Origin of the sequence: Pseudomonas sp. LLC-1, assembly GCF_002992185.1 — a bacterium.
GTDB lineage: Bacteria > Pseudomonadota > Gammaproteobacteria > Pseudomonadales > Pseudomonadaceae > Aquipseudomonas > Aquipseudomonas monteilii.
On sequence record NZ_LUVY01000017.1, the window covers coordinates 259,591 to 285,810 of the forward strand.

The following is a 26,220-nucleotide window of genomic DNA, read 5'->3' on the forward strand; positions in this document are numbered from 1 at the left end:
TTACTGCCAGCTGGTAATTTCGGCGTTTTCCCCGTCACCACCCGGCTGGCCGTCCTTGCCCATCGACAGCAGGTCGTATTCACCGCCGTTCTCGCCGGGCTGCCGGTAGATGTATGGGCGGCCCCATGGGTCTTGCGGCACGGCCTTTTGCAGATACGGGCCGGTCCAGCGAGCCTCGCCACTGGGGGCGACCACCAGCGCCTGCAAGCCTTGCTCACTGTTGGGGTAGTGGCCGACTTCCAGGCGGTACAGGTCCAGGGCCTTGCTCAGCCCCTCTATCTGCGCCCGTGCCACCTTGGCCTCGGAGCGGCCGAGCTGGCTGAAGTACTTGGGCGCGACGATGCCGGCCAACAGGCCGAGCACCACCAGTACCACCAGGAGTTCAAGCAGGGTGAAGCCACGTTGCGGGTTGGTTCTGCGCTGCATGGTGAAGCCCTCCACTGCATGGGAACACGCGTTGACAGGCACCATGCAACAGCCATGCACGTCTGCCTCGGGGCCTTGCGCCATGCGGCACAGGAAGCGGCACAGTGCTTGCGTCGTGGTCATTGACCTCGGGTTTTCCGGGGCATTTCCCCCACATCGGGGGCCACGACGAAGAGGCGACCGACATGCGTGGACTCATCCTCGGTTTGATCTGGCTGACGGCAGGGGCTGCCCAGGCTGATGTGTACATCTCAATCGATGCCAAGGGTGGCTACGTACTGACCAACGTTCATCGGCCCGGACGCCACTATGAAAAGGTGATCAACGAACCGCTGGCCCAGGCTGGCCCGGCCAACGCGCAGATGATCACTGGCCGCCCCTATGCCGAGGTGGTCGCCACTGCGGCACGCATCCACAATGTGCCCCCGGCGTTGTTGCACGCGCTGATCAAGGCCGAGTCCGGCTATAACCCCAAGGCCCGATCGCCGGCGGGTGCGGTGGGGTTGATGCAATTGATGCCCGATACCGCTCGCGAAATGGGCGTGGAAGACCGCCTGGACCCGGAAGACAACGTGCAGGGCGGGGCCCGCTACCTGAAGCGCATGCTGACCCTGTTTGACAACGACATCACCCTGGCCGTGGCGGCTTACAACGCGGGTCCGGATGCCGTGTTGCGGCGCGGTGCGGTGCCGCCGTATGCCGAAACCCGCCGTTATGTACCTGCGGTGCTGCGCGAATACCGCAAATTGCAAGGGTTGGCAGATGATTCACCTTTCTAGAGCTGCCTTTCAGGTCCATGCGATCTCTGTGGGAGCGGGCAAGCCCGCGAAGCAGGCGACGCGGTAGATGGCACCGGCTTCGCCGGTGTTCGCGGGCATGCCCGCTCCCACAGGGACCGCGTGTACGAAGTGAAAAAAACGTTACCCTTCGGCGGATGCCATCAATTTAACACTATGGTTTCCCCAACTCTGGGCTATAACCTTCTGAAGGTGCCCAGATGTGGAGTCCGCCATGGACATCGCCCCTCGTTCCGACGCCATCGAAGTGCCTGCCGGTAACGAGCTGGCTGCTCCACGCAAGCCGTTCAACCTTTTACGCTGGTATGCCTGGGTCAGCCTGGCCATCATCCTGTCGGTGGCTGCCGGGCTGGGGCTGATTTCCAGCCGTTTCATCATCGATGAGAGCGTGGAGCGCGATGCCTTGCTCACCGCGCAGTTCATCACCTCCATCGCCGACGCCGAAGTACGCCATGTGTCGATCCCCAACGTGCGCACCATGGGCGAGTTGCTAGACCCGCGCACCGACCGCAGCAACCTGCCCGATGTCGACCCGGATGCCCGGCGCAAGGCGCGCGGCGAGTTTCTCGACCATATCGCCCACCTGCCCGACATGCTGCTGGCCAATATCTATGCCCCGGACCGTACGGTGATCTGGTCCAGCAACCCGGCGCTGATCGGCAAGCTGATCAATGGCGACGACGACCTGGAGCGGGCCTTCGAGTACAAGATGCGGGTCTCGGCCAGCTACCATAACTTCGAACAGGCCCGCGCCGAGCAGAAATTCGTTACCCCGCCCGAGCAGTTGTTCATCGAGAACTACATTCCGCTGTTCGATGCCGATGGCGAGAACGTCACGGCGATGGTCGAAATCTACAAAGAGCCCCATGACCTGATCGTGCGCATCGAGCATGGCCTGATCCTGATATGGCTGGCTATTACCGTGGGGGCCGCGCTGGTCTACATCGGCCTGTACGGCATCATGCACCGTGCCGCGCGGTTGCTGGCAGTGCAGCAGAAGCGGCTGATCAACAACGAGACCTATGTTGCACTGGGCGAGGTGTCGTCGGCGGTGGCCCACAGCCTGCGCAACCCGCTGGCGAGTATCCGCTCAAGTGCCGAACTGGCCCAGGCGTTCGACGACGGCCCGGCGCAACGCCAGGTCAACGATATCATCAGCCAGGTCGATCGCATGTCGCAATGGATCCGCCAGATGCTGCAGTCATTGCGCCCGCTGAACGACGAGGCCGTGGCGGTGGACTTGCCACAGGCGTTGCAGGAAAGCTTGCAGACCTATGCCGTACCGTTGGCACGCAGTGGGGTAAGCCTTGACCTGCAACCGTTACCGGCAGTGCAGGTATTGGGGCACCCGGCGTTACTGCGGCAGGTGTTCAGCAGCCTGGTTGCCAATGCCCTGGAGTCGATGGAGCAGGGCGGGCGTCTGCGTATCGAGGTGGTGCGCCAGAACCGGCGCTGCCTGACACTGCGCCTGTCCGACAATGGCAAGGGCATGAGCGAAGAGCAGCAGCGCATGGCCTTCCGGCCGTTCTTCACCACCAAACAGGGTGGGCTAGGGGTGGGGCTGGTGCTGGTGAAACGCATCATGGAGCGCTTCGGCGGTTCGGTTCGGCTCAGCAGCAGCGAGGGCCATGGTACGCGGGTATCGTTGACGTTCCGCTTGGTAGCAAGCTTATAAAAAGCATTAGGTAAAATCTTTAACTTATTGATATTTAAATTTTTTATAAGGTTTGGGTGATAATTACCCAAATGTGGGGGTTTTTCCTTAGGCCGTATTTGTAAATGCGTTCTAAATTATTGATTTTTATTGATTTGTTTTTGGCTGGCTGAGTTCTTGCTACGTGATTTGCAGAGCGCAACACGCAACACAAGGCAGCTATCAGGCTGCCCAGGCGGGGTGCTTTCAATTGGCTGTTGGCCTTGAGGCATTTCTGAACGGACGCCCTGTGCGGGAACCACGCGATGCAGATGCTGGAAAACGAAGTTCGCGACAAGCCCGGTGCGACCGCCAGCGGTCTGGCTGTGCCATTGCGTGAGTTCAACCTGCTGCGGTGGTTTTCGGTCATCAGCCTGTTGATCATCACCGCCGTGGCGGGCGGGTTGGGTTATGTGTCAACGCGGTTTGTGGTTCGCGACAGCGTGCAGCGCGATGCCATGCTTACCGCGCAGTTCATTCAGGCCATGGCCCAGGCCGAGGTGCGCCATTCGCAGTTGCCGCCAGGCACCACCATGGGTGAGCTGCTTGACCCGCGTCTGGACCTGCAGCACCTGCAGTTCACCCCCGCACTGGCCGAGTCGACCCGGGTCGAGTTCCTGGACCATGTCGAGCACTTGCCAGATACCTTGCTGGCCAATGTCTACGCTCGCGACCGCACCATCGTCTGGTCCACCAACGTCGAGCTGATCGGCAAGCGGATAGAAGCCGATGGCGACCTCGACCGTGCCTTCCGGTCGCGCAAGGCAGTGTCGGCCAGCTACCACAAGGCCGAGGAAGATCGCGAAGAACAGAAGTTTCAGCGTGAACCGCGCTACCTGTTTATCGAGAACTACATTCCGCTGTTCGACAGCCAGGGCGAGCAGGTATTGGCCATGGTGGAAATCTACAAAGAGCCACAAGACCTGGTGCGGCGCATCCAGCGGGGTTATGTGCTGATCTGGGCCTCGACGCTGGTGGGCGGGGCGCTCATCTATTTCGGGCTGTTCTGGATCGTGCGCCGGGCGGCGCAGATGCTGCATCTGCAACAGGACCGGCTGGTGGCCAGCGAAACCTACGTGGCACTGGGCGAAATGTCGTCGGCGGTAGCCCACAGCTTGCGCAACCCACTGGCCAACATCCGCTCAAGCGCCGAGCTGGCCCAGGAAACCGCCAACGCTGCCGCGCAGAAGAACATCACCGATATCATCGGCCAGGTCGACCGTATGTCGCGCTGGGTACGCGACCTGCTGGTGTCGTTGCGCCCAACCAGCGACGAACCCGAAGCCGTGGACCTGGTGGCAGCCATCGAAGACACCCACCTGGCTTTCGCCCAGCAGATTGAACGAAACGGCGTGCGCTTTCATTTCGAGGGGCCTGACGTGCAGTGGGTAGTCAGCCAGCCGTTGCAGCTGACGCAAATTCTCAACAGCCTGTTTTCCAACGCCTTGGAGGCCATGCCCTGCGGCGGTATGTTGAATGCCCAGGTCAATGTGCAGGGTGGCCTGCGTGCCGAATTCGTGCTCACCGACACGGGCAAGGGCATGAGCCAACAGCAGGAACGGATGGTGTTCAAGCCGTTCTTCACGACCAAACAGGGTGGCCTCGGTGTAGGCCTGGCCCTGGTCAAACGCATCATGGAACGTTTTGGCGGCTCGGTCAGCCTGAGCAGCCGCGAAGAGGAAGGAACCCGCGTCAGCCTTACATTCAATATCGCAGCGGGAGGGGACCATGGAGCACAGCATCCTGGTAGTCGAGGATGATGAAATTCTCGCCGACAACATTCGCACCTACCTCAGCCTCAAGGGCTACGAGGTCACCGTATGCCATAGCGCGGAGCTGGCGCTGGAGCAGATCAAGCGGGCCCAGCCCGACGCGGTGCTGACCGACAACTCGCTGCCTGGCATGAGCGGGCACGACCTGCTGCGGACCTTGGTGGCACAGGTGCCGGACCTGAAAGTGATCATGATGACCGGCTATGGCAATGTCGAAGATGCCGTGCAGGCGATGAAGGAGGGCGCCTTCCATTACCTGAGCAAGCCCGTGGTGCTGGCCGAACTCAAACTGACCCTGGACAAGGCCCTGGCTGCCGAGCGCATGGAGCGCACGCTGTCGTTCTACCAGGAGCGAGAGGCGCAGAAGTCCGGGTTGCAGGCGTTGATCGGCGAGTCGCCAACGATGCTGACCCTCAAGCACACCCTGCGCCAGGTGCTGGATGCCGAACGGCGGATGGCCAGTGACGACCTGCCACCAGTGCTGGTCGAAGGCGAAACCGGCACCGGCAAGGAACTGGTGGCCCGCGCCCTGCATTTCGATGGCACGCGCAGCAAGGGGCCGTTCATCGAGTTCAACTGCGCCTCGATCCCGGCCAACCTGCTGGAGGCCGAACTGTTCGGCCACGAGAAGGGTGCATTCACCGACGCCAAGGAGCGCCGGGTAGGCTTGGTGGAGGCGGCCGATGGCGGCACCTTGTTCCTCGACGAGATTGGCGAGATGGACCTGGTGCTGCAGGCCAAGCTGCTCAAGCTGCTGGAAGACCGCAGCATCCGCCGGATTGGTGCGGTGAAGGAGCGCAAGGTTGACCTGCGGGTGATCAGTGCCACCAACTGCAACCTGGAGCAGATGGTGCAGCAGGGCAAGTTCCGCCGCGACCTGTTCTTCCGCCTGCGCATCATTGCCCTGAAGGTGCCGCGCCTGTATGCCCGTGGGCAGGACATTCTGCTGCTGGCCCGGCATTTCCTGGCCCACCATGGCCGGCGTTATGGCAAACCGAACCTGCGTTTTTCAGCCGAAGCCGAGAGCCTGATGTTGGGCTACAGCTGGCCAGGCAATGTGCGCGAACTGCGTAACATGCTGGAGCAGACCGTGCTGCTGGCACCGAACGAAGTGGTGCAGGCGCACCAGCTGAACCTGTGCATGACGTTGATCGACGAGCCATTGGCCGCTCAGCAGGCGCCGGCAATGTTCGAGATGCCACGGCACGAGCCGGAGCCGGGCACCAGCCTGCCCGACATGGAGCGCGACCTGGTGTGCAAGACCCTGGACCGTACCGACTGGAACGTGACCAAGTCGGCGCGGATGCTGGGGCTGTCGCGGGACATGCTGCGGTACCGCATCGAAAAGCTGGGGCTGACGCGGCCAGACAAGCGCCAGTGGTGACCTTCGGCCATATGGGCGTGAGCCGGTCAGGGTTGCCAATGCGGGTTTCGCGTTGGCAACCCACGCCCACGGCAGTTACACCACCAGCGACAACAACATGATGAAGATGATGCCGACCACCGAGAGAATGGTCTCCATCATGCTCCAGGTCTTGAAGGTTTCTGCCACGGTCATGTTGAAGTATTGCTTCACCAGCCAGAAGCCGGCGTCGTTCACATGCGACAGGATCAGCGAGCCGGCACCGGTGGCCAGTACCAACAGCTCACGGTTCACCCCCGGCACCAGGTCGATCACCGGCGCAACGATGCCCGCACCGGTAATGGTGGCCACCGTGGCGGACCCGGTAGCGATGCGGATCACCGCAGCCACCAGCCAGGCCAGCATGATGGGTGAAATTTCCGCCTGCACGGCCATCTGCCCGATCACGTTGCCCACGCCGGTATCCACCAGCATCTGCTTGAAGCCACCGCCGGCACCGACGATCAGCACGATGGCTGCGGTGGGGGCCAGGCTCTGGTCGAGCATCTTCATGATCTGCTGGCGGTTGAAGCCGCGAGCCGAACCAAAGGTGTAGAAGGCCAGCAGCAGGGCGGCGAGCAGGGCGGTGATCGGGTGGCCGATCAGGTCCATCCACTGGCGCACGATGTGCTCGGCCGGCAGCACCACGTCGGCGAAGGTTTTCAGCAGCATCAACGCGACTGGCAGCAGTACGGTGATGAGGGTGATGCTGAAACTGGGCAGGTTGCCCTGGTCGGACTCCTTGGCGATCTGGTCCATCAGTTCCTGCGACGGGTTGCCCGGGATGTAGCGGGAAATGAAGTTACCAAACAGAGGGCCAGCGATGATTGCGGTGGGCAGTGCGACGATCAGGCCGTAGAAGATGGTCTTGCCGATGTCAGCGTGGAAAATGCCGATCGCCAGCAGCGGGCCCGGGTGTGGCGGGACCAGGCCGTGCACCACGGAAAGGCCGGCCAGCAGCGGAATGCCGATCTTCACCAGCGACACCCCGGAGCGGCGGGCAACGATGAACACCAGCGGAATCAGCAACACGAAGCCGATTTCGAAGAACAGCGGTATGCCCACCAGGAACGCGGCGAACATCATGGCCCAGTGCACGTTCTTCTTGCCGAAGGCGCGGATGAGGGTTTGCGCGATCTGGTCGGCGCCCCCGGAGTCGGCCATCAGCTTGCCGAGCATGGTGCCCAGGGCAAGCACGATACCGACAAAGCCCAGCACGCCGCCAAAACCGTCCTGGAACGATTTCATGACCTTGGCCACCGGCATGCCGGAGGTCAGGCCCAGGAAGCCGGCCGCGAGGGTAAGGGCGACGAAGGGGTGCACTTTGAAGTGGGTGATCAGCAGGATCAGCCCGACGATGGTAACCAGCGCGTCGAGCAGCAGGAAGGTATCAGTAGCCAGTCCGAACATGGTTTGAAGGCCTCGGTCTTATCGTTGTTTTGGGCGTAGCTTTTTGGAACTTTTCCCGCGTTTGCGGGTTGGGGTAGCGCTGTCTTTGGTGAGCCGGAAAACCGCCAGGGTCAGGCGGTTTGCGCCAGCCCCTGCTCACCGCAGCGCTTTAGCCAGCGGTCCACCGCTTCGGCCAGCGCTTCGACGGGTTGGGTCGCATCCAGTGGCAGGGTCAGTGGCTCGCCGCGTGGCGACTCCAGGGCAGCGAACTGGCTGTCGATCAGGCTGGCCGGCATGAAGTGACCGGGGCGGGCCCGCACGCGTTTTTCCGCTTCGGCAGGTGACAGTTCGAGGAACACGAACACCAGCCCGGGCATGGCATCGCGCAGGGTGTCGCGGTAGCGGCGCTTGAGTGCCGAGCAGGTCAGGATCGGGCGCTCCCCAGCCTGGGTGGTGGCCTGCAGCTCCTGACCGAGGCGTACCAGCCAGCCGGCGCGGTCGCCATCGTCCAGCGGGATGCCAGCGCTCATCTTGCGGATGTTTTCGGCAGGGTGGAAAGCGTCGCCTTCGATCAGGCGGCCGCCGCTTCTGGCAGCGATGGCGGCGCCGATGCAGCTTTTGCCGCAACCGGCCACGCCCATCACCACGATGGCGGACAGGGGAGAATTCATCAGTACCTCCTGCGGGGTGAGATAGCGCTGTCTCGTCATCGACGAACAGCCACCTCCCCGGTGTTATTGGTCTTGTCCCTACGCAGTATGGACGCCTGGTGGCGAGCGCGTGATGGCTGCTACCAAAGATTACATTGCCTGCGTCCTGAGACAGCGCTACCTTAGTGGCCGTTCCCTCTCCTTGCAAGTAGTAAAATTACAACATCCATGTCCCGCACCGGCTCCCGCACTACAGGTCGTCCCACCCTGGCAGAAGTTGCCAGGCTTTCCGGGGTTTCCCCGATTACCGCTTCGCGTGCCTTGCGCGGGGTCAGCACGGTTGCGCCGGAGCTGGTGGAAAAGGTTGTCGCCGCAGCGGCAACCCTTGGCTATGTCGCCAACCCGGCGGCCCGGGCGCTGGCCTCGGCGCGTAGCCAGTCGGTGGTGGTGTTGATCCCGTCACTGTCCAACCAGCTGTTCATCGATACCCTGGAAGCCATCCACGAGGTCATGCGCCCGCGTGGGCTTGAGGTGTTGATCGGCAACTATCACTACGACCTTGCCGAAGAAGAGAACCTGATCCGCAACTATCTGGCCTATCAGCCTTGCGGCATGCTGCTGACCGGCTTCGAGCGCAGCGATGCGGCGCGCCAGATGCTGGCCGCCAGTGGTGTGCCTTGTGTGCACATGATGGAGCTCAATGGCGAGCCTGGGGCATTGTCGGTTGGTTTCTCGCAACAGCAGGCCGGGCGTGCTGCTGCCCGGCACCTGATCGAGCGCGGGCGCAAGCGCCTGGCATTCATTGCCGCGCAGCTTGACCCACGGGTGATGCAGCGGGCCGAAGGTTTCCGCCAGGCGCTGGCCGAGGCCGGTTTGCAGGCGACCGAGCTGGAGGTACTGGCACCGGAACCTTCATCGATTGCACTGGGCAGTGCACTGTTCAGCCAACTGATGCAACAGGCGCCGGATGTCGACGGTATTTTCTTCTGCAACGACGACCTGGCTCAGGGGGCGGTGCTGCAGGCCTTGCGCCAGGGGGTGGAGGTACCTCGCCAGGTGGCAATGGTCGGGTTCAACGATTTGCCAGCCTCGGCGCACATGGTGCCGCGGCTGACATCGATTCGCACGCCCCGGGCTGCCGTGGGGCGTGGGGCGGCGCAGGCGTTGCTGGCGTTGCTCGATGGCAAGCGGGTGCCGAACGCGCAGCAGGACTTGGGCTTCGAGTTGATGGTGCGGGAGAGCTCCTGAGTTTCACGCCAGGGCGGTAGGCGTGTCAGGGCGCTTGGTAATGAAAATGCAGTAATTACAAAGTGATAGCATTGTGCTTGCATGCTAATGATGGCGATCTATGCTCATGAAACCGCGCATAAAGGAGCCCGGCGTCATGTTCGATTTCCACCGCAAGTCCGATTTGGTCGAGATCCAGCGCAGCCAACAGGCTTTGGCCACCGCACAGGCCAAACTCGCCGCTATCAGCCGCTCCATGGCGATGATCGAATTCGCTCCCGATGGCACCATTCTCGATGCCAATGAGCGTTTCTGCCAGGCCATGGGTTACAGCGTTGACGAGTTGCGTGGCAAGCACCACCGGTTGTTCTGCGAGCCAGACTACGCAAAAAGTGCCGAATACCAACAGCTGTGGCGTGAACTGGGGCAGGGCAAGGCTATCAGCGGTACCTTCGAGCGCCTCGACAAGGCCGGGCGCGAGGTGTGGCTGGAGGCCAGCTACATGCCGGTGCTGGACGAGCAGCGTCAGGTCACCAGCGTGATCAAGGTGGCCGCCGACATCAGCCAGCGGGTGGTGCAGGAGCATGAAAGCGAAAACCTGCTCAAGGCCATCAGCCGCTCCATGGCGGTGATCGAATTCACCCCCCAGGGCCGGGTGATCAAAGCCAACCAGAATTTCCTCGACACCATGGGCTATCGCCTCGACGAGGTGGTTGGCCGGCATCATGGCCTGTTCTGCCTGCCGCATGAGCGCGAGTCGGCCGAGTACCGCGAGTTCTGGGCGTCGCTTAACCGTGGCGAATACCATTCGCACCGTTTCGAGCGTATCAACAAGCAGGGGCAAATGGTCTATCTGGAAGCCTCCTACAACCCCATTTTCGACAGCAAGGGGCGCTTGAACAAGGTCGTTAAGTTCGCCAGTGACATTACCCGCCAGGTCTGCACCCAGCAGAACGCCGCCGATGCCGCCCATGCCAGTTCCATGCAGACCGACGCCTGCGCGCGCAAGGGCACAGAAGTGGTGCAGCAGACGGTGCAGGTGATCGAACAGATTTCCCAGGAGCTTAACGACGCCGCACGCAGCATCGATGCGGTCAGCAAGCAATCGGATGTGATCGGGCAGATCGTGCTGACCATTCGTGGCATCGCCGACCAGACCAACCTGCTGGCCCTGAATGCCGCGATCGAAGCCGCCCGTGCCGGCGAGCACGGGCGAGGCTTTGCGGTGGTGGCCGATGAGGTGCGTAACCTGGCGGCGCGAACCAGCAAGGCCACCCTGGAGATTGTCGATGTGGTGCGGCAAAACCACGACCTGTCGCTACTGGCGGTAGCCAGCATGCAGTCGAGCCTGAACCGCACCGGTCACGGCGTGGCGCTGGCCAACGAAGCGGGTACGGTGATCATGGAAATCCAGCAAGGCTCACGGCATGTGGTGGATGCCATCAGCCAGATCAGCTCGACGCTGCAATTGCATTGAGCGCATCGCGCATTTCGTCAAGCAGGGCTTGCAGGCTGGTTTGCAGCAGCGCGCGCTGCTCGACCGTCGGCAGCCCCTGTGTGTGAGCCAGCTCGATGGCTTCGCAGTCCTTGACCACGGTGCGCACCCTGATCATCTTGGCGCCACCCTTGATGCGATGGGCCAGGGCCCGCACGGCCTCGTCGGTGGCGTCTGGTGCCAGGGCACGCAAGGCGGCCAGGTCTTCGGCGACGCTTACCGACAGTTGTTCGAGCAAATGCCGCGTCAGCTGTTCGTCGTCCTGGGTCAGGTGGCGCAGTTCAGCCAGGTCGAACCCGCTATGGCGTGTTGTCGGTGTTTTCTGTTGCTGAGGGCGGACCTGGGGCAGATGGGCCTTTAGCGAACGTAGGCCAATCGGCTTGAACAGGCATTCGTCCATGCCGCTGGCCAGGCAGCGGGCGCGTTCCTCCGCCTGGGCATTGGCGGTCACGCCGAGAATCCTGCACGCTGGCAGGCCGCGCTCACTCTCCAGGCTGCGAATGCGCCGGGTCAGTTCGTGGCCGTCCATGACGGGCATGCTGCAATCGGTAATCACCAGGTCGAAGCGCGCTGTCTGCCAGCGTGCCAGGGCGATTTCGCCATTTTCCGCCAGGGTCACGCGGTGCCCCAGGGTATGCAGTTGCCGCTCCAGCAACAACAGGTTGGCGGGGTAGTCGTCGACCACCAGAATGTTGAGCGGGCCGCTAGTGCTTTCATGTGCTGGCGGGTCTTGCTCGGCCTGTACCGGTGCCGCACAGGTGGGCAGCTGCAGGCAGACTTGCACCCGGGTGCCGACGCCTTCCACGCTCTGCAGGCTCAAGGCGCCGCCCATCAATTCGGCGAGGGTACGGCTGATGACCAACCCCAGGCCTGCGCCTTGGCGGGCCCTTGGGCCATCGGCCTGAACAAACGCATTGAACAGCCGGGCCTGATCGGCAGGGCTGATGCCGATACCGGTGTCGCGCACATTCAGCTCGATTGCCAAAATGCCCTGGCCGGCAACCTTGGGCAGCAGCAGGCTCGCCTGCACTTCACCACGGTCGGTGAACTTGATGGCGTTGCTGACCAGGTTGGACAGAATTTGCTTGCATCGCAGCGGGTCAGCCTGCACCCAGACCGGTTCTGCCGGCAGTTCGCCGTGCAGGTGCAGGCCTTTGGCCCGTGCATTGCCCTCGAATACCCGCAGAGTGGCGCGCACCAGCTCTACCAGGTCGGTGGGCACTGGCTGCAGGCTGATGTGGCCGGATTCTATGCGGGAAATGTCGAGAATGTCGCCAATCAGCTCAAGCAGGCCGATTGCCGAGTCGTAAGCGGTCTGCAGGGTCTGGGTGTCGCAGCGGCCACCACGGCTGTCCTCCAGTGCCAGTTCCAGCAGGCCGATCACGGCATTCATCGGGGTACGGATTTCGTGGCTCATGGTGGCCAGGAACGTGCTTTTGGTCTGGCTGGCCTGTTCGGCGTCGTCCTTGGCCTGGCGCAATTGCTCAAGCAGCCCACGGCTCAACGCCAACTGTGCCTGCAGCGCGTGCTGCGCCTCTGTACGCTGGTTGATCAGCTTGCGCAGGTAGCTGTTCCAGAAAATGACGCCAGCCAGCAGCAGGGCCGACAGCACCAGCACCTGCAAGGCCAAGGTGCGGTAGTCGCGCCAGGGGCTGTCGCTGACCAGCGTGCTGGTACGCCAGCGGTTGATCAGTTGATCGAGCTCTTCGGGCGGAATGCTCAGTAGCGCCTTGTCGAGAATGGCCTGTAGCTGGGGCAGGTCGGCGGCGACGGCGAAGGCGGCAACGGCCGGTTCGTTGTCGAGCACGCTGGCGATGCGCAAGCGGTCCTTGAACACATGGCTGATGTAGTAGGCGGCATTGATATGGCTGCTAAGGGCAACGTCGGCGGTACCGTTGGCCACGGCCTCCATCTGACCGAGCGGGTTGTCCACTTCGACTATCTTCGCCTGCGGGTAGCGCTGTTGCAGCATGGCCCGTTGCGGTGAACCACGCACCAGGGCGATGCGCTTGCCGTTCATGGCCTTGGCTTGTGCGGGAGATTCGACGTCGCTGCGAGTGACAAACACGCGCGGGCTGACCAGATAGGGGCGGGTGAAGCGCAGTTGCTTCAAACGGTCAGCGCCATAGCCCAGCGCCCCGATCATTTGCGCCTCGCCTCGGGCCAGGCGGTCCACCATGGCCTGTGCTGAGGCACTTTCGACGGGGGTGAACTGCAGCCCCGTGCGCAGCGAGATCTGCTTGAGCAGGTCGAGGGTAATGCCACTGGGGCGATGCTGAGCGTCGTTGAAGGTCAAGGGGGCCAGCGAGGTATTGACCAACACACGGATGGTGGGGTTGGCGGCGATCCAGGCCTCTTCTTCTGCGCTCAAGGCAGTGAGATGGCGCTGCAGCAGCAGGCTGGTGTTACCACTGCTCCAGCGGCGCAGGATGTTCAGGCGTTCGCTTTCGCTGATGCGCGCCAGCGCTTTGTCGACCAGCCGATGCATCCGTGGGTTGTCATCGGCCAGGGCAAAGGCGAAAGCCCCAGGGGCTACCTGGCAGAAGTGGTCAATCTTGAGCGTGCCCTGGTAACTCCTGCCAATCAGGAAGTCAGTGCTGATGGCATCGCCCAGGTACGCATCCGCCTCACCCAGCTCGACGGCTGCCAGCCCGGCTTGGGTCGAGCGGTACAGGCTCAGTTGCGCTTTGGGGTACAGCGTTCGAACGGCAGCGGCGGGCAGATAATGATCGACCATGGCCAGGCGCAGGCCGGCGAGGTCAGGTGTGCCTTTCAGGCTGTGCCCCTTGCGGGTGACGATGACCGGGAGGTCGTCGGCATAGGGGGTGCTAAGGCTAAGCTGAGCGTCAGCCGCCTCGAAGGCATTGGAACTGCCCAGCAGGTCGATGCTGCCTTCACGCAAGGCGGTGATCGCCTCGTGGCGGCTGTCGTAGCGCCGTACCTCGACGGGAATGCCCAATTGCTCGGCGATAATCCCGGCGTAATCTGCGCTAAGGCCTTCGTATTCGTGCTGACTGACGTTGATTTCAAACGGTGGATAGTCGGGCCGAGAGCTGCCCAGTACCAGGTGCTGGCGGCGCTGCAGCCATTGCCGGTCTTCGCTGGACAACGCCAGGGGGGCGGCGGCACTGGCCGAGCGCGCCAGCAACTGGCGGGGTTCGCTGCTGGCCAACAGACCGGCCGAGGCGAGTAAGCCGGTAGCCAGAAAGACGCTCGCCAGCAGGCGCTTCATGGTGTGCAAACGCTCAATACACGCTGTTGCGTTTGGCCAGGTCGACCATTTCCACCAGTGATTCAGTCTTGAGTTTTTCCATGATACGGCCCCGGTAGGTGCTGATGGTCTTGGCGCTGAGGTTCATGCAAGTGCCGATATTCTTGTTGTTCTCGCCGCGCGCCAGGCGCCGCAGTACCTCCATCTCCCGGTTGGAGAGGCTGGCCAGGCGCACGGGCTCGCTTTCCAGCGAATTGCTGTTGACCGACATCTGCGGAAAGGTCGAATAACCTTTGGTCAGGGCCTTGAGGGCAAACAGCAGCGCCTCGTGGTCTTCTTCTTTGGTGACGAAAGCGCCGATACCGGCATCCAGGCAGCGACGCACGTACAGGTCGGTGGCCTGGCCGGTCAATACCATGATCTTCGGCACCGGTTCCAGGCACTGCAGGCGCTTGATGACTTCCATGCCGTCCAGCCCCGGCAGGCCGATGTCGAGTATGACCACGTCCGGGCGCAGGTCGCGGGCCACCTGCGCCACTTCACTGCCATTGCCGACTTCGCCGACGACGTGGAAGCGCTCGCGTTCGAGCAGCATGCGCAAGGACAGCCGGACGATAGGGTGGTCGTCGACGATCAGCACGGTTGTCATGAGAAAAACTCCTGTCAGGATGTGGTCCGCTTCCTGGATCACTCAGGAATACGTCTGCAAGTGGGTTAATCGGAAGCGCTGCAAGATACGACCAATCCCGAAGTTTGGTAATGGCGAGTATAGAAGTGTTGAAAGTCCCTGCTCTTGTTGTTGAAAAATCCTACAAAAAACAGGAAAGACATCACCCTGTCCAAGCGGTGATGCCGGTTTTCTCCGGTCGGTCAGGCGCAGGCAGTGTGCGCTTTGTTCACGCGCTTGGCCGAGGCGGGGTTGTTGGCCAATGCCTTGCCGACCCGCGTCGGGCGGGCTACCAGCTGGCCCGAGCAGTTCGGGCAAAGGCCCTGCAAGCGGGTTTCGGCACAGGCGCGGCAGAAGGTGCATTCAAAGGAGCAGATCAGCGCATCGGGGCTGTCGCCGGGCAGGTCGGTATCGCAGCACTCGCAGTTGGGGCGTAATTCCAGCATGGGCGTAACTCCTGTTCGCAGGCGGGAACCTGGAGTCTGCTACGCCCACGGCAAGGCTGGCAATGCTCAGTCGGCAGGGCGATACAGGTGGGCGTGCCCAGCACGGTACAAGGCCGACTCGGCGAATGGCGTATCCCCCAGCACATGACCCACCAGGATCAGTGCCGTGCGCCGGAAATCCTTGGCCGCGACGCGTTCGACAATGTTGCCGAGGTTGCCACGTACCCAGTCCTGGTCAGGCCAGGTGGCCCGGTGTACCACCGCTACCGGGCAGTGCGCGCCGTAGTGCGGCAGCAGCTCTTCGACAATGCGCGAGAGGTGCTTGACCCCCAGGTGAATCGCCAAGGTGCTGCCATGGCGCGCCAGGTCACCCAGTTGCTCGCCGGGCGGCATGGGCGAGCTGTCGCCGTAACGGGTGAGGATCACCGTTTGCGCCACCTGCGGCAGGGTCAGTTCGCAGCCGAGCAGGGCGGCGCTGGCTGCTGTGGCGGTGACCCCAGGGATGATCTGGTAATCGATGCCCAGCGCCTGCAGGTGGCGAATCTGCTCGCCGATGGCGCCGTACAGGCCAGGGTCGCCGCTGTGTACACGGGCTACATCCTTACCTTGTTCGTGGGCGGTGCGCATGACGCTGACAATCTGTTCCAGATGCAGTTCGGCGCTGTTGATCACGGTCTCGGCCTGGTGGCCTTCGAGTACGGCGGCGGGTACCAGTGAGCCGGCATAGATAATCACCGGGCACTGGCGAATCAGCCGTTGGCCCTTGACCGTGATCAGTTCCGGGTCGCCGGGACCGGCGCCGATGAAATAGACCGTCATGGAAAGTCCTTGCAGGAAAGAGGGGGAAGCGCTCAGCCGGCCAGGGCGAGGGTCGCCGGGCCCAGTACCTGGCGGGCCAGCAGCAACCTGGCCGTGCCAAGGTGCTGGCTGGCCATGGCCAGTGCCGCGCTCTCGGCCACGCCCCAGCAGCCGCTGTGGGCATGGGCGGCGGCGGAGCGGTGGCTGAGCAGGGGTTCGTATGGTTGCAGTTGCACGCTATGGTACAGCACCAAGGGCAAACCAAGGTGTTCGGCCAGCTGTAGCAAGCCAGGTTCGTCGGCCTTCAGGCTGATGCTGGCGATACCGCGCAGGTCGGCCAATGCCAGGCCCTGGTTGTCCAGGGCCTGGTCCAGCAAGCGTTGCAGGGTATCCGCCGGGCAACCCCGGCGGCAGCCGAAGCCGGCGTAGAAGGGCGGCATCAGGCCCGGCTGGAACGGCGGAACAGCCAGGCGCTGAGCAGGCCCAAGGCCAGCCAGAAGGCGGCGTTGGTCAGCCAGGAGGCCACTTTGAACTGGGTTTCCAGTGCTTCGGGGGCCAGGCTTTCATGCACGTCGGGTTGTGGTGCGCCAATCACATGGGGGATTACCAGCAGCACGGCGCCCAGCGCTTTCAGCAGCCAGTGACGAGCGAACACCAGCAAGGCCAGGCCCAGTGCGGTGGCACTGGCTGTGCCGATCCACCAGGCCTGGCGTTGCCCCAGGTCGGCGGCTGCCGTACCGGGCAGTTCGGGTGGCAGGCCCAAGGTCGGGGCAAGGCAGAACACGGCGAAGCCGGCCAGCCCCCACCATGCACCCGTGCCGGCGCGCGTCGGCTCGCGCAGGCTGTACAGGGCGGCGAGGATCAGGGCGAAGCCGACCGCGACCACCAGGTTGCCGCCCGTAGTGGACAGCACACGTTGCCAGCCGTCTTCCGGTGACCAGGCTTCGGCGCTGTGCTCATGGGCGGGCACATCGCTGCCATGCTCGTGGTGGGCGGCAGGGGCCGAGGACTCGTAGGTTTCCGCCTCAAGAATCAGCGGGGCGACCCAGAAACTTTGCAGCAAAGTCAGCAACAGGGCCGCAAGCAGCCCGCTGAAGCCCGCGGTACGGGCAATGCGCGTGATCATCAGGCGTACTCAGTGGCAGGGGAAGGCGGCGCTGTGGCGGGTGTCGTGGGCGGCGTTATGCACGGCCTCGATGTGCGAGAAGCCGGCAAAGTACACCAGGCACAGGCCCAGCAGGCTGGCGCCGACGGCGGTGACGATACGTTGGCTGAGGGTGACAGGAGTGGCAAGGCTGTGTTGCTTGGCGCTGGTGACGGGCATGACGCGTTCCTCTGCTTTTTGTGGGCAATGGGCAAGCGCGGCAGCCCCGAGCGTAGTCGCCCAGGGGAATGCAACAGCGCCCGCCCACCGCGGGGTGTTCATGAACGCCAGGCCGGTCTCCGGGCTTGCGAGGAAGAGCAGGGCTCCTGGAAAGCGTCACCTTCCCATGCCGCATTACAAGGGCACAGTGGTACAGACGCTTCGCTCGCTTACCGTTGCGGGGGCAGCACCGGGATTATCCGGCCCTGTTGGAGGGCCTGCGACGCACCGGTTTCCCGTTTCACCCCCAAGGGGGCACCTGAACGTGAGGCATAAGGAGAGCATGGGGCGGGCGTTGCGTCAATTGCCTGGCTTTATTTACAGGATGTTTCAGGGGGGGGAGGGACCATTTACGGTCCTGGAATCAGAAACCATACGTCAGCTTGGTATACCAGTACCCGCCACCCGGGTGGAACGGCGGATTAGCATAACAGCCGTGCTCCACCAGGTCCGAAGGGGCAGATGAGGCAAGGGTTCGGGAGATAGGGGCATGTGCGCAAAGCTCCTGACGTGGTCGTGGTAGACGGCTTCCGTCAGGAAATGGGGGCAGTCTGGAGTGACTCTGGCGGGTGTGTTTTGCCTTAATCTTTGCTGTTGTGTTTTTTTGTAGATGTTAGCTACGCCCCCTAAGGTCTTGGTTTTTTTGAGGGAAAAAATGTTCTGCAGAGTAAACGCGGGGAAATTTTGTGAAATTGGGGTGGGGGTCTGGGAACAACCCTGGGAACGGCTTAGAGAGTACGCCTAGGATAAATCTCCCTGGTTTTGGGTGCTCAGTAATTGATGTGTATATAATTCCAGGGTAAGCGTTGGTTTTTATCTTGTTAAGGCTCGAGAACTCTTGTGCAAATATGGGTTTTCCAGTCGATGGCAAACCGCTCATGCAAGTGGCAAAGATAGCTTTTCGATAGTTGGTTACCTTGATGTTATTGCTTTTAAGCCAGTCTGTGAAACCTTTTGCAGTCAACTGTTCTGTGCCGACCTGTATTGCATCGGTACTGGCGTGGCTGTGAATAACCAATGCCGGCTTCTTAAAAAGGCCTCCTTTGGATTTGTATATCCCATATTCCTGATCGAAGGCTTTAAGTCTTTTCAGATTTTTTATGTAGTTGAATTTCTTCCCAAAAAACACACTCGGCAGTTGTGCGTTTTTCCCATCCGGGTCAATCAAGTTCACTGGATCATTGTGTACGTAAGCGTAGGCGCTGATGCCGCCTTCGCCAAAGGGACTGAAGCTGTCGGGGTTCAAAAATCGCATCAGTACAGTCGAGTACCAACGATATCCTGCACCTAGGCCATACAAGCCTGTAATGGCATCGCGGTGCTCACCCTTGAAACCAACCAGCAGATCTGTTGTTGGTTGATAAAAGCCAAAAGCGGAGTGAGACAGCAATTTAACGACATGGCAGCTTAACGTCACGGCAGGAGAAAGCATGCTGTCTGAGGCAATTAGACCAACGGAGGAACGTGCTCCGTGTTGAATGGCTAGCGCTTGACGGCCTTCATTGAATATGCGGTTGGTTGCGGCTGGAGAATTCAATGAAACTGGACGATCAGACTGATAAAAGATCAACACGATAAATACTCCTGCTTTTACTCCACCCTGAGGTGTTTTCCGCTGCCCCGCAACTGGTAAAAATAGTAGGCCGTGGGTCTGCAAAGCAGCCCTGCGAACCGCAACAGCAGGCAGGCGGTCGGAATAGCGGCAATGAACTCTCGCCTGAAATCACTGGTCAGGGTGTCAAACACCTGTGCCACTATCCCATGTACCACCACCTGCCCCTCACGCGCTCTCGCGGGCAATCAGCTCGCACGCCAACAGGTTCAGCCGCTGGACCTCACCGTCACACGCCAGCACACCCAGGTGCTGCAGCACCCGCAGCGCCGCCACTTCGCCAATCTCCCGGGAGGGCGGGCGCAGGGTGGTGAGGCTGGGCAGCAGCATGTTGGCAAAGGGGTAGTCGCCAAAGCCGACAATGGCCATGTCTTCAGGCAGGCGCAAGCCGGCGCGCTGGCCGGCCAACAGGGCGCCGGCCGCCAGGTTGTCATTGGCGAAGATGATCGCCTCGGGCCGTGGATTGCGGCGGATCAACGCTTCCATCGCCTGCTTGCCCGCCTCGAACGGCGCGCAGTCTGCCGAGGGCACGAACACCCAAGGCTCCAGCCCGGCTTCACCCAGTGCCTCGACATAGCCGTCGCGCCGCTCCAGCGCACTCAGGTCGCCAGCTGCACTGTTTTGCACGAACGCGATGCGCCGATGGCCCTTGTCCAGCAGGTATCGGCAGGCCTGTACACCCACTTGGTGATGAAGGAAGCCCACCTGCAAGGGCGCCCGCTCCGGGCGGTAGTCCCAGATTTCCACCACGGGTACATCTGCGTCGGCCAGCATCTTTTCCGTGGCCGGGCTGTGGAAATGGCTGGTCACCACCAACGCCGCCGGCGACCAGCCAAGAAACGCCCGCACCGCGCTTTCTTCCTGCGCTTCGCTGAAGTAGCTGGACGCCAGCAGCAACTGGTAACCATGCCGGTTGAGGGTATCGCTGAAGGCCTGGATGGTCTGGGCAAAGATCGGCCCGGAAATGTTCGGGATCACCATGCCCACGATGCGCCCGCGCGCTGAGGCCAGCCCCCCGGCGACCAGATTGGGCACATAGCCCAGCGCCTGCACGGCCGCTTCGATACGTTCACGCAACGGTGGTGAAACCTGGTCTGGCTGGTTGAAGTAGCGCGACACGCTGATGGCTGAAACCTCAGCAGCCCGCGCCACCTCGGCGAGGGTGACACGGCCTGCGCCGCGTCGCTTGCGGGGGGGATCCTTGGCCTGGCTCACCGGGCTGCCTCCTGTGGAAATGGCGCGATGGTAGCGCTAACGGATGAGCGATTGGCAAATAGCTTTATTGCATATAAATCTGACTTTTAAGTATTTGACGTGCTAAGCGATGGCCGCAGATACTTGCTCATGTTAGCGCTAACAAGCGCTGCTGTTGGCAAGCGCCTGCCACTCGCACGAGCGAGACCAGACAACCACAGCAACTTCGTGTCGGCCCCGTCAAATGGGGGCCTGGTCTGGTTTCCCGAGGCAGTGAGCACCATGCAGAAAAACCGTACACCTTTTCCCGCTACGCAACGTCGGCCGCTGGCCGCAGCCATCCTGTTGGCCGCTTTTGGCCAGGGCGCCCAAGCAGCCGAGCCTGCTGAAACAGGAGCTGCGCAGGCCACTGCACTGGGGGCGGTTACCGTGACAGCCACACGCCGCGAAGCCACATTGCAGGAAGTGCCGGTGGCAGTGTCGGTGATCGATGGCGAGCAGCTGGAGCGAGACAACCGCAACAACGTGGCCAGCATCGTCCAGCAGGTGCCTACCCTCAATTACCGCGCCGGGGCCTCGAACAAGGACACCTCGCTGTTCATCCGTGGCGTGGGCACCATTTCCACCTCGCCGGGCGTCGAGCCAACCGTGGCCACGGTGGTCGATGGCGTGGTATTCGGCCGCCCGGGCCAGTCGACCCTCGACCTGCTCGACCTGGAACGTATCGAGGTGCTGCGCGGGCCGCAGGGCACACTGTTCGGCAAAAACGCCTCGGCCGGCGTACTGAACGTGGTCAGCAAGGCCATCCCTGAACAGACCCAGGGCTATGTGGACTATTCGCACTTTGGTGGTGGCGACGAGAACCGCCTGCGCTTTGGCATTGGCGGGCGCCTGAGCGAGCAGTTCAAGGGGTCGTTAAGCACCCTGTGGGGCGACTATGACGGCAATGTCGAGAACGTTGCCAATGGCCACGACGTCAATGGCTACGAGCGCAAAGGCGCCCGCGGCAAACTGGAGTTCGAGCCCAACGAAGACCTGCGCCTGACCCTGATCGCCGACTACATGAAAGGCGAAGACACACTGCCCAGCGGTGTGATCACCAGCGCCAGCAGTGCCTTCGCCAGCCAGTTGCGTCCGGTGACGCCAAGCGCCCACAACCGCGACATCAACAGCGACTTCAAGACCCACGTCGAGGACGAGAACCAAGGGCTGTCGGCGCAACTGGACTGGCAGCTGGGCGACTTCACCCTGACGTCGATCAGCGCCTGGCGCGGCTGGGACAACACCCAGTACCAGGACGGCGACCGCCGCGCCGTGCTGCCACTGACCGCGTCCCACGACAAAGGCACGGTGGACTATGACCAGTACAGCCAGGAGTTTCGCCTGACCTCGCCCAAAGGGCAGTTCAACGAATATGTGCTGGGTGCCTTCTACATGCATGGCACGTCCAAAGAGACCTACCAGCGCCTGTCGGTCAACGGCGGTGTGGCCAACAGTGGCCGTGCCGACTATTCCACCACCAACGACAGTGTCGCGCTGTTCGGCGAGAACACTTTCAATTTCACTGACGACTTGCGTGCCATTTTTGGCCTGCGCTGGACCCACGACGACCTCGAATACGACCACCGCCGCGCCTCCACCTCGGCCACTGCTGTGACCGGTATTCAGCCCTCTACCGCCAGCTCGGGTTCGGTGGATGAGGACGGCTGGAGCGGGCGGACCGGCCTGCAATACGACTTCAACGACAACCTGACCGGTTACGTCACCTATTCGCGCGGTTACAAAGGCCCGGCCTACAACGTGTTCTTCAACATGCAGCCGCGCGATACCGAGGCGCTCAAGCCCGAGACCTCCGATGCCTATGAAATCGGTTTGAAAAGCACGGCGCTGGACAATCGCCTGACCGCCAACCTGGCCGTATTCCACACCGACTACGACAACTATCAGGCCAACTTCTACGACACCGTGGCCAACCAGGTGGTGACCCGCCTGGTCAACGCCGGCAAGGTCAAGACCCAGGGGGTGGAGCTGGATGCCAGCTTCCAGGCCACCTCGCGTCTGAAGCTGTCGACCGCCGTGGCTTACACCAAGGCTCGCGTCGATCACTTCAACTGCCCGGCGGGTGCGGCGGCCAGTTGCAACATCGATGGCGGCCGTTTGCCGTTCACGCCGGACTGGAAAACCTACCTGCGCGCCGACTACGTGATCCCGCTGGACAACGGCCTGGATGTGGAACTGAGCAGCGATTACAGCTGGCAGGACGCGGTGCAATTCAGCCTCGACCAGAACCCGGACACCGTGCAGGGCGCCTACGGCATCTGGAACGCCAGCATCGCCCTGGCCGACTACAACGACGGCTGGCGCGTGGCGCTGCTGGGCAAGAACCTGGGCGACAAGTCGTATGCGCAGATGCTGGCCAGTGGCGGTGACTACATCTACCGCTCGGTACCACGGGATGACGGGCGCTACTTCGGCGTGCAGCTGCGCAAGGACTTTTGAAACGGCGCAGCTTTTTTTGTGGGAGCGGCCTTGTGTCGCGAAAGGGCCGCAAAGCGGCCCCAGCAATATTTGCACCGACGCTGAAACTCTGGGGCTGCTACGCAGCCCTTTCGCGACACAAGGCCGCTCCCACAGGGATCGCGGCCTTTTCAGACAAGGAGAACAACATGCCCCGCCAAATGAACCTGGGTGCCTTCCTCATGGCCACCGGTCACCATGTGGCTGCCTGGCGCCACCCGGACGTACCCGCCGACCCGCTGGATTTCGCCACCTACAAGCGCACCGCACAAATCGCCGAAGCGGCCTGCTTCGATGCCTTGTTCGTCGCCGACAGCGTTGCCGCGCCCAGTGACCCGCTGGCCAGCCACAGCGCCCGCTCGGTGTACTTCGAGCCACTGACCCTGCTGTCGGCGCTGAGCGCGGTCACAGAACGCATCGGCCTGATCGCCACTGCCACCACCAGCTACAACGAGCCGTATCACGTGGCACGCAAATTCGCCTCGCTGGATCACCTGTCCGCAGGCCGTGCCGGTTGGAACATGGTTACCTCCGACGCCGCCGCCGAAGCCGGCAACTTCGGCCGCCAGGCGCATATCCCGCATGCCGAACGCTATGCCCGTGCCGGGGAATTCCAGCAAGTGGTGCAAGGCCTGTGGGACAGCTGGGCCGATGATGCGTTTGTGCGTGACAAGGCCAGTGGCCTGTTCCACCACCCGCAAGCCGTACGGGCCATCGACCATGTCGGCGAACACTTTCGTGTCAAAGGCCCGCTCAATGTCGCCCGCTCGCCACAGGGGCGACCGGTGCTGGTGCAGGCCGGTTCGTCCGAAACCGGCCGCGAGCTGGCGGCCCAAAGCGCCGAAGTGGTGTTCACCGCCCAGCCCAGCCTGGCACGCGCACAGGCCTTTTACGCCGACCTCAAGGGCCGCCTGGCCCGCCATGGACGGGATGAGCAATCGCTGAAGATCATGCCCGGCGTGTTCGTGGTAGTGGGGCAAAGCCAGGCGCAGGCCGAGGACAAGTACGAACAGTTCCAGGCGCTGGTCGACCCGCGTGTCGGGGTTGGCCTGCTTGGGCGCATGCTCGGCAACTTCGACCTTTCCGGCTACCCGCTGGATGGCCCGTTGCCCGAGTTGCCGCCGACCGAAGACGGCCAGCGCAGCCGCCAGCAGTTGCTCACCGAACTGGCCGGCAACGAGCAGCTGACCCTGGCCCAACTGGGGCGGCGCATTGCCGGTGGGCGAGGGCACTACAGCCTGGTCGGTACCCCGGTGCAGATTGCCGATGAGCTGCAAGCCTGGTTCGAAGGCAGCGCCGCCGATGGCTTCAACGTGCTCGTGCCGCACCTGCCCCTGGGCCTGGAAGACTTCGCCCGCCATGTGGTGCCCGAGCTGCAGCAGCGTGGGCTGTTCCGCCGCCAGTACCAGGGCCACACCCTGCGCGAACACCTGGGCTTGCAGCGCCCAGGCAACCCTTACTTTGCCGAACGAGGCCAACCATGAGCTACACCGCCAACCCCGAGCGCTATGCGCGCATGCCTTACCGACGTGTAGGCCGCAGCGGCCTGGTGCTGCCGGCCCTGTCCCTGGGCTTGTGGCACAACTTTGGCGATGCCACGCCTATCACCACGCAGCGTGCCTTGTTGCACACCGCCTTCGATGCCGGCATCAACCACTTCGACCTGGCCAACAACTATGGCCCGCCCTATGGCAGCGCCGAGATCAACTTCGGCCGGCTGCTGCGTGAAGACCTGCGCAGCTACCGCGACGAACTGATCATTTCCAGCAAGGCCGGCTGGGACATGTGGCCGGGGCCATACGGGCAGGGCGGCAGCTCGCGCAAATACCTGATATCCAGCCTGGACCAGAGCCTGGCGAGGCTGGGGCTGGAGTACGTCGACATCTTCTATTCGCACCGTTTCGATGCCGACACGCCGCTGGAAGAAACGGCCATCGCGCTGGCCGACATCGTGCGCCAGGGCAAGGCGCTGTACATCGGCATCTCGTCCTATTCAGCCGGCAAAACCGCAGAAATTGCCGCATTGCTCGATGAGCTGAAGGTGCCGCTGCTGATCCACCAGCCGTCGTACAACCTGTTCAACCGCTGGATCGAGCGCGACCTGCTCGACACCACGGATGCCTTGGGTGCCGGGGTGATCGTATTCACAGCGCTGGCGCAGGGCCTGCTCAGCGACAAATACCTGAATGGCATCCCGGCTGACGCCCGGGTGAACCGCGCGGGCGGCGGCTCTTTGCTACCCCAGCATTTGTCGCAAGCCAACATCGCCCGTGCACGCGCCCTGAACGACATCGCCCGTCAGCGTGGCCAGAGCCTGGCCCAACTGGCCTTGGCCTGGACACTGCGTGACCCACGGGTGACCTCTGCCTTGATCGGAGCCAGCCGGCCCGAGCAGATCACCGAGAACGTTGCGGCGCTCGACAACCTGGCGTTCACCGCCGAAGAGTTGGCTGCCATCGACCAGTACGCCGTGGAAGGCGGGATCAACCTGTGGGAAAAACCCTCGACCGACTGGAAGGAGTGACCGATGCGCGTGCTACGCCTTGCCATGCTGTTGTGGGTGGCCCTGGCCGGAGCGGCCCAGGCTGCAGACCCGGCGACCTTGCGAATTGGCTACCAGAAGGGCTCGATCAGCCTGGTGCTGGCCAAGCAGCACCGTCTGCTGGAGCAGCGATTTGCCAATACCCGCGTTGAGTGGATCGAGTTCCCGGCCGGCCCGCAGATGCTGGAGGCATTGAACATCGGCAGCCTCGACATCGGCTCGACCGGTGATATCCCGCCGATCTTCGCCCAGGCTGCCGGTGCCGACCTGTTGTACATCGGTGCCGAGCCGGCCAAGCCCCAGGCCGAGGTGATCCTGGTGCCGAAGGACAGCCCGATCAGCGCAGTGGGCGAACTCAAGGGCAAGCGCATTGCCCTGCAGAAGGGTTCCAGTGCGCACAACCTGCTGTTGCGTGCCTTGGCCAAGGCGGGGCTTGGAATTCGCGATGTTCAGCCGGTGTACCTGGCACCCGCCGATGCCCGGGCGGCGTTCGAGCGGGGCAGTGTGGATGCCTGGGCGATCTGGGACCCGTTCTACTCGGCCATCGACCTGGAGGGTAAGGCGCGGCTGTTGGCCGACGGCCAAGGGTTGGGGCTGATCGGGCCGTTCATGCTGGGCTCACGGGCCTATGTTGAAGCCCATGGCGCCTTTGTCGGCCAGTTGCTCGATGAAATCAGCCGGGCCGAGGCGCTGACCCGCAGCGATGAGGCTGGAAGCATCCGCTTGCTGGCGCAGTTCATGGGCTTGCCAGAGGCGGTGGTGCAGCGCAGTTTCAGCCACCGGCCGCCATCACCGGTGCTACCGGTGAGTGATGAAATCGTGGCGGCGCAGCAGCGCACTGCAGCGTTGTTCTTCGACAACAAGATCCTGCCCAAACGGGTCGACATTGCCGGGGCAGTGTGGCAACGGGAGTAACTTGCCTGATTTGCACTGGCCACTATGGGAGCGGCCTTGCGTCGCGAAGGGGCTGCAAAGCAGCCCCCGACAACCTCACAGGCTACCTTTCCGCCTGCGTTCTT

The 26,220-nt window shown here is 62.5% G+C and carries 21 protein-coding genes, 2 pseudogenes and 1 riboswitch; of the genes and pseudogenes, 11 read left to right on the forward strand and 12 right to left on the reverse strand.

The features are described from left to right. Positions 1-426, reverse strand: coding sequence for a type II secretion system major pseudopilin GspG (gene gspG / locus A0O30_RS19630; protein ID WP_003253843.1), 426 nt, complete (start codon positions 424-426; stop codon positions 1-3). 185 nt (positions 427-611) lie between these two features. Between gspG and A0O30_RS19635 the strand changes: the two genes are divergently transcribed. The 4 genes from A0O30_RS19635 to A0O30_RS19655 all read left to right on the forward strand — a co-directional run bounded on the left by A0O30_RS19635 (position 612) and on the right by A0O30_RS19655 (position 6,072). Further along, a complete protein-coding gene (locus A0O30_RS19635) occupies positions 612-1,205 on the forward strand; it encodes a lytic transglycosylase domain-containing protein (RefSeq protein ID WP_105947673.1) in 594 nt (197 codons plus the stop codon). Between the two features lie 232 nt (positions 1,206-1,437). Then, on the forward strand, positions 1,438-2,898 hold the full coding sequence (locus tag A0O30_RS19645; protein WP_105947625.1) for a HAMP domain-containing sensor histidine kinase: 1,461 nt from the start codon (positions 1,438-1,440) through the stop codon (positions 2,896-2,898). 284 nt (positions 2,899-3,182) lie between these two features. Then, a complete protein-coding gene (locus tag A0O30_RS19650; protein ID WP_105947674.1) occupies positions 3,183-4,676 on the forward strand; it encodes a HAMP domain-containing sensor histidine kinase in 1,494 nt (497 codons plus the stop codon). Continuing rightward, positions 4,645-6,072: a sigma-54 dependent transcriptional regulator gene (locus tag A0O30_RS19655; protein WP_105947626.1), complete on the forward strand. Its 1,428-nt coding sequence runs from the start codon at positions 4,645-4,647 to the stop codon at positions 6,070-6,072. Before A0O30_RS19650 ends, A0O30_RS19655 begins: the two co-directional genes overlap by 32 nt. A gap of 75 nt (positions 6,073-6,147) precedes the next feature. Here the strand turns inward: A0O30_RS19655 and A0O30_RS19660 are convergent, their stop codons facing one another. Beyond that, complete coding sequence (locus tag A0O30_RS19660) at positions 6,148-7,500, reverse strand: GntP family permease (protein ID WP_028698893.1); 1,353 nt, start codon at positions 7,498-7,500, stop codon at positions 6,148-6,150. Between the two features lie 110 nt (positions 7,501-7,610). Continuing rightward, positions 7,611-8,150, reverse strand: a complete 540-nt coding sequence (locus A0O30_RS19665; protein ID WP_060499881.1) for a gluconokinase — start codon at positions 8,148-8,150, stop codon at positions 7,611-7,613. A gap of 207 nt (positions 8,151-8,357) precedes the next feature. On the opposite strand from A0O30_RS19665, the gene A0O30_RS19670 reads away from it, so the two are divergent. The 3 genes and pseudogenes from A0O30_RS19670 to A0O30_RS28250 form a co-directional block, all read left to right on the forward strand. Then, positions 8,358-9,377: a LacI family DNA-binding transcriptional regulator gene (locus tag A0O30_RS19670; protein ID WP_105947627.1), complete on the forward strand. Its 1,020-nt coding sequence runs from the start codon at positions 8,358-8,360 to the stop codon at positions 9,375-9,377. Between the two features lie 136 nt (positions 9,378-9,513). Then, positions 9,514-10,299: pseudogene (locus tag A0O30_RS28245) on the forward strand (PAS domain-containing protein); the annotation flags it as partial. 102 nt (positions 10,300-10,401) lie between these two features. Next, a pseudogene (locus A0O30_RS28250) lies at positions 10,402-10,833 on the forward strand (methyl-accepting chemotaxis protein); the annotation flags it as partial. Here the strand turns inward: A0O30_RS28250 and A0O30_RS19680 are convergent. The 9 genes from A0O30_RS19680 to A0O30_RS19725 all read right to left on the reverse strand — a co-directional run bounded on the left by A0O30_RS19680 (position 10,808) and on the right by A0O30_RS19725 (position 20,163). Next, positions 10,808-14,083, reverse strand: coding sequence for a transporter substrate-binding domain-containing protein (locus A0O30_RS19680; RefSeq protein WP_105947628.1), 3,276 nt, complete (start codon positions 14,081-14,083; stop codon positions 10,808-10,810). The pseudogene A0O30_RS28250 and the gene A0O30_RS19680 overlap by 26 nt on opposite strands. 13 nt (positions 14,084-14,096) lie before the next feature. Continuing rightward, positions 14,097-14,711, reverse strand: coding sequence for a response regulator transcription factor (locus tag A0O30_RS19685; RefSeq protein WP_060499885.1), 615 nt, complete (start codon positions 14,709-14,711; stop codon positions 14,097-14,099). Between the two features lie 221 nt (positions 14,712-14,932). After that, a complete protein-coding gene (locus tag A0O30_RS19690) occupies positions 14,933-15,175 on the reverse strand; it encodes a DUF1272 domain-containing protein (protein WP_105947629.1) in 243 nt (80 codons plus the stop codon). Between the two features lie 66 nt (positions 15,176-15,241). Then, positions 15,242-15,994 (reverse strand): precorrin-4 C(11)-methyltransferase, encoded by a 753-nt coding sequence (gene cobM, locus A0O30_RS19695; RefSeq protein ID WP_105947630.1) that lies wholly within the window; start codon positions 15,992-15,994, stop codon positions 15,242-15,244. Between the two features lie 32 nt (positions 15,995-16,026). Beyond that, on the reverse strand, positions 16,027-16,413 hold the full coding sequence (locus A0O30_RS19700; protein WP_105947631.1) for a cobalamin biosynthesis protein: 387 nt from the start codon (positions 16,411-16,413) through the stop codon (positions 16,027-16,029). Further along, positions 16,413-17,099, reverse strand: coding sequence for a CbtA family protein (locus A0O30_RS19705; protein ID WP_060499889.1), 687 nt, complete (start codon positions 17,097-17,099; stop codon positions 16,413-16,415). Before A0O30_RS19705 ends, A0O30_RS19700 begins: the two co-directional genes overlap by 1 nt. A 9-nt stretch (positions 17,100-17,108) precedes the next feature. Further along, positions 17,109-17,297 (reverse strand): CbtB domain-containing protein, encoded by a 189-nt coding sequence (locus tag A0O30_RS19710; RefSeq protein ID WP_105947632.1) that lies wholly within the window; start codon positions 17,295-17,297, stop codon positions 17,109-17,111. Positions 17,298-17,389: 92 nt separating this feature from the next. After that, a riboswitch (cobalamin riboswitch) is annotated at positions 17,390-17,614 on the reverse strand. Positions 17,615-17,949: 335 nt separating this feature from the next. Continuing rightward, positions 17,950-18,909: an RHS repeat-associated core domain-containing protein gene (locus tag A0O30_RS19715; protein WP_146256319.1), complete on the reverse strand. Its 960-nt coding sequence runs from the start codon at positions 18,907-18,909 to the stop codon at positions 17,950-17,952. 207 nt (positions 18,910-19,116) lie between these two features. Continuing rightward, on the reverse strand, positions 19,117-20,163 hold the full coding sequence (locus A0O30_RS19725) for a LacI family DNA-binding transcriptional regulator (RefSeq protein WP_105947635.1): 1,047 nt from the start codon (positions 20,161-20,163) through the stop codon (positions 19,117-19,119). Between the two features lie 261 nt (positions 20,164-20,424). Between A0O30_RS19725 and A0O30_RS19730 the strand changes: the two genes are divergently transcribed. The 4 genes from A0O30_RS19730 (at position 20,425) to A0O30_RS19745 (ending at position 26,116) form a co-directional block, all read left to right on the forward strand. Further along, the gene (locus tag A0O30_RS19730; protein WP_105947636.1) at positions 20,425-22,641 is read left to right on the forward strand and encodes a TonB-dependent receptor; all 2,217 of its coding nucleotides are present in this window, start codon (positions 20,425-20,427) and stop codon (positions 22,639-22,641) included. A 167-nt stretch (positions 22,642-22,808) separates the two neighbouring features. Next, positions 22,809-24,143, forward strand: a complete 1,335-nt coding sequence (locus A0O30_RS19735; RefSeq protein WP_105947637.1) for an LLM class flavin-dependent oxidoreductase — start codon at positions 22,809-22,811, stop codon at positions 24,141-24,143. Beyond that, positions 24,140-25,183: an L-glyceraldehyde 3-phosphate reductase gene (mgrA, locus tag A0O30_RS19740; protein WP_105947638.1), complete on the forward strand. Its 1,044-nt coding sequence runs from the start codon at positions 24,140-24,142 to the stop codon at positions 25,181-25,183. Before A0O30_RS19735 ends, mgrA begins: the two co-directional genes overlap by 4 nt. Before the next feature lie 3 nt (positions 25,184-25,186). After that, entirely contained in the window at positions 25,187-26,116 is a 930-nt protein-coding gene (locus A0O30_RS19745) for an aliphatic sulfonate ABC transporter substrate-binding protein (protein WP_105947639.1), read from the forward strand. Positions 26,117-26,220: the final 104 nt, after the last annotated feature.

Bases quoted from the DNA above. Each gene is read 5' to 3' on its own strand.
- gspG (WP_003253843.1), bottom strand. From the start codon at position 426: ATGCAGCGCAGAACCAACCCGCAACGTGGCTTCACCCTGCTTGAACTC.
- A0O30_RS19735 (WP_105947637.1), top strand. From the start codon at position 22,809: ATGCCCCGCCAAATGAACCTGGGTGCCTTCCTCATGGCCACCGGTCAC.
- mgrA (WP_105947638.1), top strand. From the start codon at position 24,140: ATGAGCTACACCGCCAACCCCGAGCGCTATGCGCGCATGCCTTACCGA.
- A0O30_RS19645 (WP_105947625.1), top strand. From the start codon at position 1,438: ATGGACATCGCCCCTCGTTCCGACGCCATCGAAGTGCCTGCCGGTAAC.
- A0O30_RS19700 (WP_105947631.1), bottom strand. From the start codon at position 16,413: ATGCCGCCCTTCTACGCCGGCTTCGGCTGCCGCCGGGGTTGCCCGGCG.
- A0O30_RS19670 (WP_105947627.1), top strand. From the start codon at position 8,358: ATGTCCCGCACCGGCTCCCGCACTACAGGTCGTCCCACCCTGGCAGAA.
- A0O30_RS19690 (WP_105947629.1), bottom strand. From the start codon at position 15,175: ATGCTGGAATTACGCCCCAACTGCGAGTGCTGCGATACCGACCTGCCC.
- A0O30_RS19730 (WP_105947636.1), top strand. From the start codon at position 20,425: ATGCAGAAAAACCGTACACCTTTTCCCGCTACGCAACGTCGGCCGCTG.
- A0O30_RS19635 (WP_105947673.1), top strand. From the start codon at position 612: ATGCGTGGACTCATCCTCGGTTTGATCTGGCTGACGGCAGGGGCTGCC.
- A0O30_RS19660 (WP_028698893.1), bottom strand. From the start codon at position 7,500: ATGTTCGGACTGGCTACTGATACCTTCCTGCTGCTCGACGCGCTGGTT.
- A0O30_RS19655 (WP_105947626.1), top strand. From the start codon at position 4,645: ATGGAGCACAGCATCCTGGTAGTCGAGGATGATGAAATTCTCGCCGAC.
- cobM (WP_105947630.1), bottom strand. From the start codon at position 15,994: ATGACGGTCTATTTCATCGGCGCCGGTCCCGGCGACCCGGAACTGATC.
- A0O30_RS19710 (WP_105947632.1), bottom strand. From the start codon at position 17,297: ATGCCCGTCACCAGCGCCAAGCAACACAGCCTTGCCACTCCTGTCACC.
- A0O30_RS19705 (WP_060499889.1), bottom strand. From the start codon at position 17,099: ATGATCACGCGCATTGCCCGTACCGCGGGCTTCAGCGGGCTGCTTGCG.
- A0O30_RS19685 (WP_060499885.1), bottom strand. From the start codon at position 14,711: ATGACAACCGTGCTGATCGTCGACGACCACCCTATCGTCCGGCTGTCC.
- A0O30_RS19665 (WP_060499881.1), bottom strand. From the start codon at position 8,150: ATGAATTCTCCCCTGTCCGCCATCGTGGTGATGGGCGTGGCCGGTTGC.
- A0O30_RS19745 (WP_105947639.1), top strand. From the start codon at position 25,187: ATGCGCGTGCTACGCCTTGCCATGCTGTTGTGGGTGGCCCTGGCCGGA.
- A0O30_RS19650 (WP_105947674.1), top strand. From the start codon at position 3,183: ATGCAGATGCTGGAAAACGAAGTTCGCGACAAGCCCGGTGCGACCGCC.
- A0O30_RS19680 (WP_105947628.1), bottom strand. From the start codon at position 14,083: ATGAAGCGCCTGCTGGCGAGCGTCTTTCTGGCTACCGGCTTACTCGCC.